This is a genomic window from Vibrio sp. Y10_XG_PY6 (genome assembly GCF_024181795.1).
GTDB classification, from domain to species: Bacteria; Pseudomonadota; Gammaproteobacteria; order Enterobacterales; family Vibrionaceae; genus Vibrio; species Vibrio diabolicus.
In genome coordinates this window covers 1,488,871-1,502,521 of record NZ_JAMZAQ010000002.1, presented here as the reverse complement: position 1 = coordinate 1,502,521, position 13,651 = coordinate 1,488,871, and the positions used below count along the sequence as shown (strand labels likewise).

Below are 13,651 nucleotides of genomic sequence, written 5' to 3'. Positions count from 1 at the left end.
TTTGCTATAATTGCTTTTATTGCCGCTTTATTATTAGCGGTATAGAATCCGTTCTCCTTTTCATCCCCTTACTCAGACTGACAATATGAAATTTCCTGGACAACGCAAATCGAAGCACTATTTTCCTGTTCATGCTCGTGACCCGCTGGTGAGCCAAGCACAAGAAAGCAAGAAGATGACGCGCACTCACATCATTGGTATTGACCAAACTTTGGTTGATATTGAAGCTAAAGTTACAACGGATGTGATTGAAAAGTACGGTCTGAGTAAAGGTCACTCTTTGGTTATTGATGACGAAAGAGCAGAAGAGTTGTACCAGCAACTTAAAGAAGAGAACTTAATTACCAATGAGTATGCGGGTGGCACAATTGGTAACACGCTACACAACTACTCTGTGTTAGCAGATGATCGCTCTACGCTGCTTGGAGTGATGAGCCAGGATATCAAAATTGGCAGCTATGGCTACCGTTACCTTTGTAATACATCAAGCCGCATGGACTTGAACTACCTACAAGGTGTTGATGGCGCTATCGGTCGTTGTTTCGCTCTTATTACAGAAGATGGTGAGCGTACTTTTGCGATCAGTGAAGGGCAAATGAACCAACTGCATCCTGATAGCATTCCAGAAAAAATCTTTAAAAATGCATCGGCGCTTGTACTAACGTCATATTTAGTACGTTGTAAAGAAGGCGACCCAATGCCTGAAGCAACAATGAAAGCGATTGAGTACGCGAAAAAGAATGATGTACCCGTTGTTCTGACTCTTGGGACGAAGTTCGTTATTCAAGATGACCCGAAATATTGGCAAGAATTCATTCGAGATAACGTTTCAGTCGTTGCGATGAATGAAGATGAAGCAGAAGCTCTGACGGGTGAGTCAGACCCACTTGCTGCATCTGATAAAACACTGGAGTGGGCAGATCTAGTATTGTGCACCGCGGGGCCTGTAGGCCTATTTATGGCGGGTTATACGGAAGATAGCGCGAAGCGCGAAACTTCTTTGCCATTACTTCCGGGGTCAATCGCTGAATTTAATCGCTATGAATTTAGTCGTCCGGCGAAAAAAGATACATGTGAAACACCAATAAAAGTGTACTCACATATCTCGCCATATATGGGTGGTCCAGAAAAAATCAAGAATACCAATGGTGCAGGTGATGCTGCGTTATCTGCTGTTCTTCATGATATGGCGGCAAACAAATACCATAAAGAAAATGTGCCTAATTCAAGCAAGCACAGTAACGAATATTTAACATACTCTTCTTTTTCTCAAGTATGTAAATACGCAAACCGTGCGAGCTACGAAGTTCTCGTGCAACATTCTCCACGTTTGTCACGTGGGCTTCCTGAGCGAGAAGATAGCCTAGAAGAAGCATACTGGGAACGTTAATACACAGTAGTTTAATTAACCATTCTATAACTAAAGTAAAAGGCGCATTAAAAAATGCGCCTTTTTTATTTGTAATGAACCAAATAAAAAAGGCTCCCATTGGGAGCCTTTTAAAAATAGCGCGGATTTAGATCAGGAAATCATCCAGAGATTTACCTGCATCAAGTTGCTCTTGAATTGCAGAAGGTGTACGACCTTGGCCAGTCCAAGTCTTCTCATTACCGTTTGAGTCTGTGTATTTGTATTTAGCTGGACGAGGTGCACGCTTCGCTTTGCCTTTCGTCTTAGTTTCGCCAGATAGCGCAGTAATAAGCGCTTCTACGTCAATACCGTCTTGAGCAATTTTCTCTGCGATCTCTGCTAGCTTAGCTTCTTGCTCAGCTTGTGCTGCACGTTCTGCTTCTTCTGCTTCACGACGCTCTTCTACAACAGTAGTTAGTTTATCTAGAGCTTCTTCCAATTGTTCTAGAGTCAGCTCACGAGAAAATGCACGAAGGCTACGGATATTTAGAAGGGTTTTAGTCAGCTCTGACATAACGATTCCTATTAAAAGGTTAATGTGTTGGGCACTTTTTATCGTTACGATTAAATAATGCCAATCTATAAATAAACAAAGAGTCCTTATATTTAACTTTATCTTTTCCTTATGTGCAAATACTAAATCAAGATTTTGTTTAAATTTAGCTATTTTTTTAAAGCAATAAATATTATTACACTCGAAATAAATCTTATTAGATGAGAATTGAAATCAACACTCGTTATTGTATAGAGATAGAGCCAGCTTGGTTTTTATAAAAAAAGTTGAGTTATTACTTAAAAATATGAAGCGTCCATCTTTGATGGAGTGTCATATATCCTTAATTTATTGATACAAGATAAACCATGATATTTTTAAGGTAGTAATAATGTTTCATAAATAACAAAATTGATGTGATTTCAGTTGCACAAAACTAACTTGAAGTAGACAAGGTTTATAAATTATCTCAGTCATTATTTATTTGTTTAATTTAGTTTGATGTGTTGCATTGACTCTCATCATAAGTACAATGGCTGCTACCTGATGCAATATTGCAGACAATTTGTTGTTAATTTGTACAGTTAGTGGTTAATTGTTTGTTGTTGCCGTAGAGGCGCGGTCTCGAAGAGTAGCTATTATTGGGGTGATGCCAATGAATAATAGTGGAAGGCGAAGATTGCCGAAGTAAGTAACTCATCAAAGTTACTTGCTGGGGTTGTATCTGAAAGGAACAACACTGCCATAGTATATATTCACATTAAACTATGGAGCGCTACTGTAGGGTTGGGTGGAGTGTTCGCTTCCCTGTCGCTAAGTTCAACATGAGCACGTATCGTATGCTACGTGACTTGTCTGCAGTAGATCTCTAGCCAAACTTTGGTTTTTGAAGATCATGAATTTAATAGATTTTTCTAGTTCTCCTGTTTCATTATTGCCACCTATTGTCGCTTTGACTTTGGCGATTCTGACTCGACGTGTATTAGTTTCCTTAGGTGTAGGTATCGTGCTGGGTGCGGTTCTACTTAATAGCTGGTCTATCGGTGATACCGTTAGTTACGTGAGTTCTCAAGTTTCTTCTGTCTTTATTGAAGATGGCGGAATTAACACTTGGAACATGAGCATTGTTGGTTTCCTAATCTTATTAGGTATGACAACTGCGTTATTAACGCTATCTGGTGGTACTCGTGCATTTGCCGAATGGGCACAATCTCGAGTAAAGAGTAAACGCGGCTCCAAACTTCTTGCTGCCTTTTTAGGCGTATTCATTTTTGTCGACGATTACTTTAACAGTCTTGCTGTTGGTGCCATTTCTCGTCCAGTAACCGATCGTTTTTATGTGTCTCGCGCGAAGCTTGCGTACATTCTAGACTCAACTGCTGCACCAATGTGTGTGATCATGCCTGCTTCTAGCTGGGGTGCTTACATTATTACGATTATCGGCGGTATCTTAGTCTCACATGGGATCACTGAGTATTCGGCTCTTGGCGCGTACGTTCGTCTTATTCCAATGAACTTCTACGCAGTTTTTGCACTGCTTATGGTGTTTGCTGTGGCGTGGTTTGGCCTCGATATCGGTAAGATGCGTGAGCATGAAATCTCTGCATCTCAAGGCCGCGGCTTTGATAAAGACAAAGAAAACGACTCGCAAGAAGCGCATGATCTAAACGAAGAGCTAGATATCCGTGAAAGCGAAAAGGGTAAAGTGTCAGACTTGGTACTTCCTATCGTGACGCTGATTATTGCGACTATCGCTTCTATGCTTTACACGGGTGGCCAAGCATTGGTTGCTGACGGCAAAGAGTTTGCGCTTCTAGGTGCGTTTGAAAATACAGATGTAGGTACATCACTAATCTACGGTAGCTTGCTTGGCTTAGCAGTTGCACTGTTTACTGTTGTGAAGCAAGGTCTTCCAATGGGTGAAATTGCACGCACACTTTGGATTGGTGCTAAGTCTATGTTTGGCGCGATTCTAATCCTAGTATTTGCTTGGACTATCGGTTCGGTTATCGGTGACATGAAGACGGGTTCTTACCTTTCTACAATGGCTCAGGGCAATATCAATCCACATTGGCTACCGGTTATCCTATTCTTGTTGTCTGGTCTAATGGCATTTTCAACCGGTACTTCTTGGGGTACGTTCGGCATTATGCTTCCAATCGCGGGTGATATGGCTGGTGCAACCGATCTTGCGCTAATGCTCCCAATGCTAAGTGCAGTTTTAGCCGGTGCCGTTTTTGGTGACCATTGTTCACCTATCTCCGATACCACTATTCTGTCGTCGACTGGTGCACGTTGTAATCATATTGATCACGTATCGACCCAGTTGCCTTATGCATTGTCCGTGGCGCTAGTTTCCTGTGTTGGCTTCATTACTTTGGGGATGACTGCGTCAATTGCATTCTCATTCATCGCTGCATCAATCACATTTATTATTGTATGTGGAGCACTTTCTTGGTTGTCGAAGTCTAAAATGGCATCGTGCCAAAATGTCTAGTACAGCTCAGTATTTTTAATAAAGAGGAAGCTCCGCTAAATTTAGCGGAGCTTTTTTTTAACGCGATTTAGGTGAGGGGGGCAATCGCGTTTTTGGGGATAATCGTTTCGTGTTAAAAGCGAGCTATTTGTGTTCTGAGCACTCCTTTCTGTGCTGTGATAGAAAATCTATCAACCGACTTCTTCTTAGCTCTAAGCAAAGACTATGCCTAGTTTAAGTTGTTGATTTTAAAGGCGGTAATATCAGGAGATTTATGATGAGGGGCTAAGTAAATGATATATGATGAGTTGTCTGTTACACAGTGTCACGTTACACCTGTACAGCAACTAAACATTTAAGTTGTATTTCTTTATTAGACGATAAAGCGTTGTTCTTGAAATACCAAGATGACGTGCAGCCGCACTCATATTGTGCTTATTTTCTTCGATAGCTTGCAGTAGGTAGTCAAGATCAATTTGGTCCACTGAAGGGAGTAATTGCCTTTCATTATTATCAAGGCCCAAGTCAGCGACGAGAAGCGTGTGATCTTCACACATGACAATCGCTCGTTGGATTACATTTCGCAGTTCTCTTACGTTACCTGGCCAACGATGCTTGAGGAGCTTGGCTTTCACTTTATCCGACATTTTTTGTACCTGACCATGAGACAAATCTGTCAAGAAGTGTTCTGATAACATAAGGATATCTTTCCCACGCTTTCTCAGTGGAGGAATAGTTAATGGCAAGATATTAAGCCGATAGAATAAATCTTCACGGAATCCACCTTGTACAACCTCATTTTTCAAATCCACGTGGCTCGCAGCAATGACTCTACAGTCGACGTCAATGAATTTATCAGCGCCGACTTTATGGATTTGCTTACTCTCTAAAAAGTGCAGAAGGTGGATTTGTAGATCCGGCGGCATATCACCAATCTCATCTAGGAATAGGGTACCTTTATGTGCTTTTTGAATAAAACCGATACGATCTGAAATCGCTCCTGTAAATGCTCCTTTTTCGTGACCGAAAAGTTCGGACGCAATAAGACCACTTGGAATTGCGCCGCAGTTAACTTCAACAAAAGGTGCCGAGTGTCTGTTCGACAACTGATGAATAAGACGAGCACAGAGACCTTTGCCCACCCCTGTTTCACCCTGAATGAGTACTTCAGCATCACATTGAGCGTACTTTTGGATTGCCGTGCGAAGTTCTTGGATACATGCACTATTGCCGATTAATGGGTATAGTGTTGTATCGCTGAAATCCACAGCTTGTTTGTTACTACCGTTACGCAGTTTCATGGTTAATCACTATTTTTTGCCCCACTCAAATAATAGTTTTGAATGAGTCGTCTCAAACGTGAGTGGATGTCTCTTTATTGAGAATGATGTCAATTACTAAGGGCGGTGAGATCTAAATAGTTGTTTTGATGAAAATTCATACTATTCTTCTTTTTCTTTAAGAATAGGGTTGAATAGAAACCTAATTTCTACCCTGATACTCAACTGAAATTAAATTTAAATCCTTTAAAATCAAATAATTATAAAAAATAGTTAGAAAATGCTAAATTCAGTATTGAAAAATATAGAATCCTTGGTTAGTGTGGTTACTAACGAAGCAACTCAATAGAGCCTTAAATAAGTATGCGTAATTTTGTAATGAACATTCATCACCATCATCACCCAATCTAGTCTTTCGGGCGATGTACGCATACCCGGGAGGCAGGAAACTCCCGGAGGTGAAATCAAAGTAAAAGCAGATTTTAAACCCTCGGGAGACTCCAATCTCTCGAGGGTTTTTTAGTTTTATTAATTCAAAAATTACTTAGATATCAAAATCTTGCACAGGGAAAAAGCAATGCAAACACAACGCTTAAGAATCGCAATTCAGAAAAAAGGTCGCCTTAGCAAAGAGAGCCAAGCTCTGCTAAAACAGTGCGGCGTAAAATTTAATGTAATGGGTGAGCGTTTAGTGGTTCACTCGGAGAACATGCCAATTGATTTGCTTTTGGTTCGTGACGATGACATCCCTGGCTTGATCATGGATGGCGTGGTTGACCTTGGTTTCATCGGAGAAAACGAACTAGAAGAAGTTCGTCTTGATCGCAAAGCTTTGGGTGAGCCATGTGAGTTTGTTCAACTTCGTCGACTGGATTTTGGCGGTTGTCGCTTGTCTATCGCTATCGACAAGGATGAAGAGTACAACGGTCCACAAGACTTAGCTGGTAAGCGTATTGCCACAACTTACCCTCAACTCCTAAAAGCTTACATGGATGAAGCAGGTGTTCCATTCTCCACATGTATGCTAACTGGCTCTGTAGAAGTTGCACCTCGCGCAGGTCTAGCTGACGCTATTGCTGATTTGGTATCGACTGGCGCAACGTTAGAAGCGAATGGCTTAAAAGAAGCGGAAGTGATCTTTAAATCTAAAGCGACGCTGATTCAACGTATCGGTGAGTTTGATGCAGACAAAACAGCACTGATTGAAAAACTACTGACTCGCATGCAAGGCGTACAACAAGCGAAAGAGTCTAAGTACATCATGCTTCACGCGCCAGCTGAAAAGCTCGATCAAATCAAAGCACTACTTCCTGGTGCTGAGGATCCTACGGTTCTTCCTCTTTCTGCAGATAAGCAGAAAATGGCTGTTCACTTAGTGAGTTCTGAAAACCTGTTCTGGGAAACCATGGAACAGCTAAAAGAGTTAGGCGCTAGCTCAATCCTAGTGCTACCAATTGAAAAAATGATGGAGTAAACATCATGAGAACAGTCGTTTGGCAATCTTTAAGTGAAGAGCAGCAAGATTCGATCTTAGAACGTCCTGCTATTGCAGAAGGTGCAAATATCACTGCAGCAGTGTCTGAGGTTATCGCTAAAGTTAGAAATGAAGGCGACTCTGCTCTCAACGAGCTGACAGAAAAGTTTGATCGCGTTAAACCTGAGTCCATTCGTGTTTCTTCTCAGGAAATTAAAGCCGCTTCAGAGCGCTTGTCTGAATCAATGAAAAACGCATTAGAGCAAGCTTATGCCAATATTTCTAAATTCCACAAAGCGCAAAAGCCACAGCCAATTAAAGTCGAAACTCAACCGGGTGTGCTTTGTGAACAGGTAACACGTCCAATTCAAAAAGTGGGTTTGTACATTCCTGGTGGTAGCGCGCCATTGCCATCGACGGTTTTGATGCTTGGCGTGCCTGCGAAAATTGCTGGCTGTCGTAAAGTTGTGCTTTGCTCTCCGCCTCCAATCGCTGACGAGATCCTTTACGTAGCAAAATTGTGTGGCATTGATGAAGTGTACAACGTCGGTGGTGGTCAAGCTGTTGCTGCAATGGCATATGGTACAGAGACCGTATCAAAAGTTGATAAGATTTTTGGCCCGGGTAACGCTTACGTGACGGAAGCAAAGCGTCAGGTGAGCAATGATTTCCGTGGCGCAGCGATTGATATGCCAGCGGGTCCTTCGGAAGTTCTTGTGATTGCGGATGAAACAGCGGACCCAGATTTTATTGCGGCGGACCTTCTAAGTCAGGCAGAGCATGGACCTGACTCTCAAGTTGTACTTGTGACGCCATCAGCCATTATTGCAGATCAGGTGACAGATGCCGTTCGTCGTCAATTGAAAGAGTTGTCTCGTTCAGAGATTGCAGAAAAAGCGCTCGCATCGAGTTTAATCATTATTGCTGAATCGATCACCCAAGCGATCTCTATTTCTAATTATTATGGCCCTGAGCACTTAATTGTTCAGACTAAGAACCCACGCGAGCTTCTGCCTCTATTAGACAACGCAGGTTCGATCTTCCTTGGTGATTGGTCGCCTGAATCTGCAGGTGATTACGCATCGGGCACTAACCACGTTCTTCCTACTTACGGTTACACACGGACATATTCAAGCTTAGGTTTGGCTGATTTTTCTAAACGAATGACGGTTCAAGAGCTTTCAGCTGACGGTCTTAAAAATCTTGCGCCAACGGTTGTCACCATGGCTGAAGCAGAAGGTCTGGACGCCCACAAACGTGCTGTTACTATCCGTGTAGAAAAATTAGTAAGTAAGTAAGTAAGAATAAGAGAGTAAAGAGATGGAAAAGCTAGCGCGTAAACAAGTCCAACAACTAACACCTTATCTTTCGGCTCGCCGAATTGGTGGTACAGGTGACGTATGGCTGAACGCCAACGAATCGCCATTCAACAATGAATACAAAACAGACTTTGCTCGTCTTAATCGTTACAGCGAATGCCAGCCGAAAGAACTGATTTCTGCTTACGCCGCGTATGCTGGAGTGAAGCCAGAACAAACGCTGACTTCTCGCGGTGCAGATGAAGGTATTGAGTTATTGATTCGTGCTTTCTGTGAACCGGGTGAAGACGCGATTTTATACTGCCCACCGACTTACGGTATGTACGCCATCAGTGCAGAAACCATCGGTGTAGAGCGCAAAACGGTGCCGCTAACGTCAGATTGGCAACTAGACCTCGCAGGTATCGAAGCGAGCCTGGATAACGTGAAACTGGTTTTCGTATGCTCGCCAAACAACCCAACGGGTAACTTAGTTAAGCGTGACGATATTGTCTCTCTGCTTGAGATGACAAAAGACCGCGCAATCGTGGTCATGGACGAAGCGTACATCGATTTTTGTCCAGAAGCGTCAACAGTAGATTTACTGGCAGAATATCCAAATCTAGCGATTCTGCGTACTCTGTCGAAAGCTTTCGCGCTTGCAGGTCTGCGTTGTGGATTTACGCTTGCGAACGAAGAGCTGATTAATGTACTTCTTAAAGTTATCGCACCTTACCCAGTACCGGTGCCAGTTGCAGAAATTGCTACTCAAGCGCTCTCAGAAGCAGGATTAGCGCGAGCGAAGTTCCAAGTTCTCGACTTGAACGCAAACCGAGCTTACTTACAAGTTGGTTTGTCGATGATTCCGGGTCTGGAGGTTTTTGAAGGGTGGGGTAACTACTTATTGGTGAAATTCCCAGATGGCGATGCTCTTTTCAAAGCCGCTTGGGATACGGGCATTATCCTGCGTAACTCGCCAATTGAGAACTGCGTGCGTATCAGTGTTGGTAACCGCGACGAGTGTGAAAAGACACTGGGTTTCATTAGAAACTACTATTCATAAATAGAATTCTCAACGTTCTCGGTTTATGCCGAGAACGAAACAAGATTAGTAATAAGGAAGTTCGAGTGAGCAAGCAACAAAAAATCCTATTTATCGACCGAGATGGCACCTTAATTGTTGAGCCGCCAGTTGATTTTCAAGTAGACCGTTTAGATAAGCTAAAACTAGAGCCATTTGTTATCCCAAGCCTGTTGTCGTTGCAGGATGCGGGATACCGTCTAGTGATGGTCACTAACCAAGATGGTTTGGGTACTGACAGCTACCCACAAGAAGATTTTGATGCACCGCACAACATGATGATGGAGATCTTTGAGTCTCAAGGTGTGAAGTTTGATGACGTGCTGATTTGTCCTCACTTCGATGAAGATAACTGCTCTTGCCGTAAGCCTAAATTGGGCTTGGTAAAAGAGTACCTCCAAGGTGGCAAAGTTGATTTCCAAAACTCTGTCGTGATTGGCGATCGTCAAACCGATCTTCAACTTGCAGAAAACATGGCAATTCGTGGCATTCAATACAACCCAGAAACCATGGGTTGGAAACAGATCCTAAAAGATCTGACGGTGAAGGCGCGCGTAGCTGAAGTGGTTCGCACCACGAAAGAAACGGACATCAAAGTTTCGGTTAATCTTGATGAGCAAGGCGGCAATGACATCTCTACAGGTCTTGGCTTCTTTGACCACATGCTGGATCAAATTGCGACGCACGGTGGATTCCAAATGGTGTGCAAAGTGGAAGGTGACCTGCACATTGATGATCACCACACAGTAGAAGATACGGCTCTTGCGTTAGGTCAAGCGTTGAAAGAAGCACTGGGTGACAAACGTGGTATTGGTCGCTTTGGTTTTAGCCTGCCAATGGATGAGTGCTTGGCACAATGTGCACTGGACCTATCTGGTCGTCCTTACCTTAAGTTTGACGCGCAGTTTAGCCGTGAGCAAGTAGGTGACCTTTCAACAGAGATGGTGGTTCACTTCTTCCGCTCTCTGACTGACACCCTAGCGTGTACGCTGCACCTTTCTTCTGCTGGCGATAATGATCACCACATCATTGAGAGCCTGTTCAAAGCGTTTGGTCGAACGTTACGCCAAGCAATCAAAGTAGAAGGCACTGAGCTACCGAGTAGTAAAGGCGTACTTTAAGGCTAACCTTAGCAAGGAGAAAAACAGTGACAGAACAGAAAGTTGTCATTATCGATACTGGCTGTGCCAACGTCTCTTCGGTGAAGTTTGCTATTGAACGCCTAGGCTATGACGTGACTATTTCAAAAGATCCACAAGTTGTATTGTCGGCAGATAAGCTATTTCTACCGGGCGTGGGAACCGCCAGTGAAGCGATGAAGAACCTAGAAGAGCGTGACCTTATCAGCTTGGTAAAACAGGTAGAAAAGCCGCTATTAGGTATCTGTTTAGGCATGCAGCTGTTGGGCAAAGTGTCTCAAGAAAAAGGCCAGAAAGCCGACGAGTTAGTTGAATGTCTCGGACTTTGTGATGGCGAAGTGAAGCTGCTACAAACTGGAGACTTGCCGCTGCCGCACATGGGTTGGAATACCGTTTCTGCAAAAGCAGGCAATCCGTTGTTCAAAGGCATTGAAGAGGGTGAGTACTTCTATTTTGTGCACAGCTTTGCGATGCCAGTTGGAGACTACACCATTGCTGAATGTGATTACGGAAATCCATTCACTGCTGCGGTTCAAAGCGGTAACTATTATGGTGTGCAATTCCACCCAGAGCGTTCTTCAAAAGCGGGCGCGAAGCTTATTCAAAACTTCTTAGAATTATAAAAGGGATTTAGTGTGATTATTCCAGCTCTTGATTTAATTGAAGGACAGGTGGTTCGCCTTTATCAAGGTGATTACGGCCAAGTAACCGAGTACAAAGTCGACCCAGCAGAGCAGTTCAACTTGTACCACCAAGCCGGTGCTAACTGGCTGCACTTGGTGGATTTAACTGGCGCGAAAGACACGACAGCACGCCAGCTTGATTTGATTGCAAAGCTACTAGCAAGCACGCCAGCGAACATCCAAATCGGTGGTGGTGTGCGTACAGAGCAAGACGTGATTGATCTGTTAGAAGCCGGTGCTCAGCGTGTTGTCGTTGGCTCTACAGCAGTAAAACAGCCAGAGCTTGTGAAAGGTTGGATGGAAAAATACGGCGCAGAGAAAATCGTTCTCGCGCTAGACATCAACATCGATCAAGACGGCACGCGTAAAGTGGCGATCTCTGGTTGGCAAGAAGATTCAGGCGTGACTATCGAAGCTTTGGTCAACGATTATCTGACGGTAGGTCTACAGCATGTGCTTTGCACGGACATTTCTCGTGACGGTACGCTAGAAGGCTCAAACGTTGAGCTTTACATCGACCTATGTAAACAGTACCCACAAGTGCAGTTCCAGTCTTCAGGTGGCATCGGCTCATTAGCGGATATCGAAGCGCTAAAAGGCAGCGGTGTGGCTGGTGTGATTGTTGGTCGTGCATTGTTAGATGGTAAGTTCACAGCAGAGGAGGCATTTGCATGTTGGCAAAGCGAATAATTCCATGTCTTGATGTTCGTGATGGACAAGTGGTGAAGGGCGTCCAGTTCCGCAACCACGAAATCATTGGTGACATCGTTCCTCTTGCGCAGCGTTATGCTGAAGAAGGCGCTGACGAGCTTGTGTTCTACGATATTACCGCTTCAAGTGATGGGCGTGTCGTTGATAAAAGTTGGGTCGCTCGCGTTGCAGAAGTGATTGATATTCCGTTCTGTGTAGCTGGTGGCATTAAATCAGCAGAGGACGCGGCGCGCATTCTTGAGTTCGGTGCAGATAAGGTATCTATTAACTCTCCTGCCTTGGCGAACCCTCAGTTGATTACTGACCTTGCTGATAAGTTTGGTGTGCAATGTATCGTCGTTGGTATCGATTCATACTACGACAAAGAGACGGGCAAGTATCAGGTTTACCAGTTTACTGGTGATGAAGAACGCACCAAAGCGACCCAATGGGAAACGCGTGATTGGGTGCAAGAAGTACAAAAACGCGGCGCTGGTGAAATCGTAGTGAACATGATGAACCAAGACGGTGTGCGTAACGGCTACGACATCGAACAACTGAATATGGTGCGCGAAGTATGTAATGTACCGCTGATTGCATCGGGTGGCGCGGGTGCTATGGAGCACTTTGCGGAAGCATACCAAAAAGCCAATGTGGATGGCGCGCTTGCCGCATCGGTATTCCACAAACAAGTCATCAACATTGGTGAATTAAAGCAGTATTTGAAACAACAAGGCATTGAGGTACGACTATGAGTGTAAAAGCCGCCGAAGTAAGTTCGCTAGCTGAGCGAATCAACTGGGAAAAGGTGGATGGTCTGGTACCTGCCATCGTACAAGATTTTCAATCAAGCCAAGTGCTGATGATGGGTTACATGAACCAAGATGCGTTGGCAAAAACGGGTGAAACGGGTCAAGTGACGTTTTTCTCTCGTACCAAGCAGCGTCTTTGGACGAAGGGTGAGACCTCCGGCAACGTATTGCAACTAGTGAACATGCAGCTAGATTGCGACAACGATACGCTATTGGTAAAAGTGAATCCCATTGGTCCGACTTGCCATACTGGAACAACAACTTGTTGGGATGGAGATCCGCAAGAGGAGTCACAAATGGTGTGGCTTCATCAACTTGAGCAGCTATTGGCTGCCCGCAAGAGTGCCGACCCAGATTCCTCTTATACTGCCAGTCTTTATGCCCGTGGCACCAAGCGTATTTCGCAAAAAGTGGGCGAAGAAGGCGTTGAAGTCGCGCTTGCGGCGACGTCGGGCGATAAGGCGGAGTTAGTGTGTGAGTCAGCAGATTTGATTTACCACCTAATGGTATTGCTTCAAGACCAAGGCTTATCGATGAATGACGTAGTGAACAAGTTGAAAGAACGTCATAAGTAAACTTGCTTATAGATAAGTGAAAGCCCCTATGCTCTCGAGTCTAGGGGCTTTTTTTAATTTAGTGTTCTTGATTCGGGGGGTAAAAACCGGCAACAGTGCTGGTGGCGATTAGATTCTGAATCACGCTCGTCCCTCGCTGTTCAGAATGACGGTATATTTTCTAATGGTATTTGAAGTCGCGTTATCTATTTCAAACGAAAGTACATATTCACGTTATTCCGACGAGCTTAGGTGAGATC

At 44.0% G+C, this 13,651-nt stretch carries 12 protein-coding genes, 1 riboswitch and 1 other annotated feature; of the genes, 10 read left to right on the top strand and 2 right to left on the bottom strand.

The window, feature by feature from the left end; genetic code table 11:
- Positions 1-85: 85 nt before the first annotated feature.
- Positions 86-1,390, top strand: a complete 1,305-nt coding sequence (locus NL644_RS15230; protein ID WP_005390861.1) for an inosine/guanosine kinase — start codon at positions 86-88, stop codon at positions 1,388-1,390.
- Positions 1,391-1,517: 127 nt separating this feature from the next.
- Here NL644_RS15230 and NL644_RS15225 read toward each other — a convergent pair whose 3' ends face one another.
- On the bottom strand, positions 1,518-1,925 hold the full coding sequence (locus NL644_RS15225) for an H-NS family nucleoid-associated regulatory protein (RefSeq protein WP_005390863.1): 408 nt from the start codon (positions 1,923-1,925) through the stop codon (positions 1,518-1,520).
- Between the two features lie 582 nt (positions 1,926-2,507).
- Positions 2,508-2,690: riboswitch (Lysine riboswitch) on the top strand.
- Between the two features lie 109 nt (positions 2,691-2,799).
- Here NL644_RS15225 and tet(35) point away from each other — a divergent pair.
- A complete protein-coding gene (gene tet(35) / locus NL644_RS15220) occupies positions 2,800-4,401 on the top strand; it encodes a tetracycline efflux Na+/H+ antiporter family transporter Tet(35) (RefSeq protein WP_046874775.1) in 1,602 nt (533 codons plus the stop codon).
- Between the two features lie 326 nt (positions 4,402-4,727).
- Here the strand turns inward: tet(35) and NL644_RS15215 are convergent, their stop codons facing one another.
- Positions 4,728-5,681 carry a sigma-54-dependent Fis family transcriptional regulator gene (locus tag NL644_RS15215; protein WP_005390867.1) on the bottom strand — a complete coding sequence of 318 codons (954 nt, stop codon included), beginning with the start codon at positions 5,679-5,681 and terminating at the stop codon, positions 4,728-4,730.
- 365 nt (positions 5,682-6,046) lie between these two features.
- Positions 6,047-6,184 (top strand) — a sequence feature (His leader region).
- A gap of 53 nt (positions 6,185-6,237) precedes the next feature.
- Between NL644_RS15215 and hisG the strand changes: the two genes are divergently transcribed.
- From hisG to hisIE, 8 genes are all read left to right on the top strand, one after another.
- Entirely contained in the window at positions 6,238-7,134 is an 897-nt protein-coding gene (gene hisG, locus NL644_RS15210) for an ATP phosphoribosyltransferase (RefSeq protein WP_005390869.1), read from the top strand.
- Positions 7,135-7,139: 5 nt separating this feature from the next.
- A complete protein-coding gene (hisD, locus tag NL644_RS15205) occupies positions 7,140-8,432 on the top strand; it encodes a histidinol dehydrogenase (protein WP_170902184.1) in 1,293 nt (430 codons plus the stop codon).
- 22 nt (positions 8,433-8,454) lie between these two features.
- Entirely contained in the window at positions 8,455-9,495 is a 1,041-nt protein-coding gene (gene hisC, locus NL644_RS15200; RefSeq protein ID WP_104969274.1) for a histidinol-phosphate transaminase, read from the top strand.
- Between the two features lie 65 nt (positions 9,496-9,560).
- Positions 9,561-10,634, top strand: a complete 1,074-nt coding sequence (hisB, locus tag NL644_RS15195; RefSeq protein ID WP_253658590.1) for a bifunctional histidinol-phosphatase/imidazoleglycerol-phosphate dehydratase HisB — start codon at positions 9,561-9,563, stop codon at positions 10,632-10,634.
- Between the two features lie 26 nt (positions 10,635-10,660).
- A complete protein-coding gene (gene hisH, locus NL644_RS15190; protein ID WP_006743042.1) occupies positions 10,661-11,275 on the top strand; it encodes an imidazole glycerol phosphate synthase subunit HisH in 615 nt (204 codons plus the stop codon).
- Positions 11,276-11,287: 12 nt separating this feature from the next.
- Positions 11,288-12,025, top strand: a complete 738-nt coding sequence (gene hisA, locus NL644_RS15185) for a 1-(5-phosphoribosyl)-5-[(5-phosphoribosylamino)methylideneamino]imidazole-4-carboxamide isomerase (protein ID WP_069686996.1) — start codon at positions 11,288-11,290, stop codon at positions 12,023-12,025.
- A complete protein-coding gene (gene hisF, locus NL644_RS15180; RefSeq protein ID WP_253658589.1) occupies positions 12,007-12,780 on the top strand; it encodes an imidazole glycerol phosphate synthase subunit HisF in 774 nt (257 codons plus the stop codon). Before hisA ends, hisF begins: the two co-directional genes overlap by 19 nt.
- Complete coding sequence (hisIE, locus tag NL644_RS15175) at positions 12,777-13,412, top strand: bifunctional phosphoribosyl-AMP cyclohydrolase/phosphoribosyl-ATP diphosphatase HisIE (protein WP_046874779.1); 636 nt, start codon at positions 12,777-12,779, stop codon at positions 13,410-13,412. The genes hisF and hisIE overlap by 4 nt, the downstream gene beginning before the upstream one ends.
- The last annotated feature ends 239 nt before the right edge of the window (positions 13,413-13,651 follow it).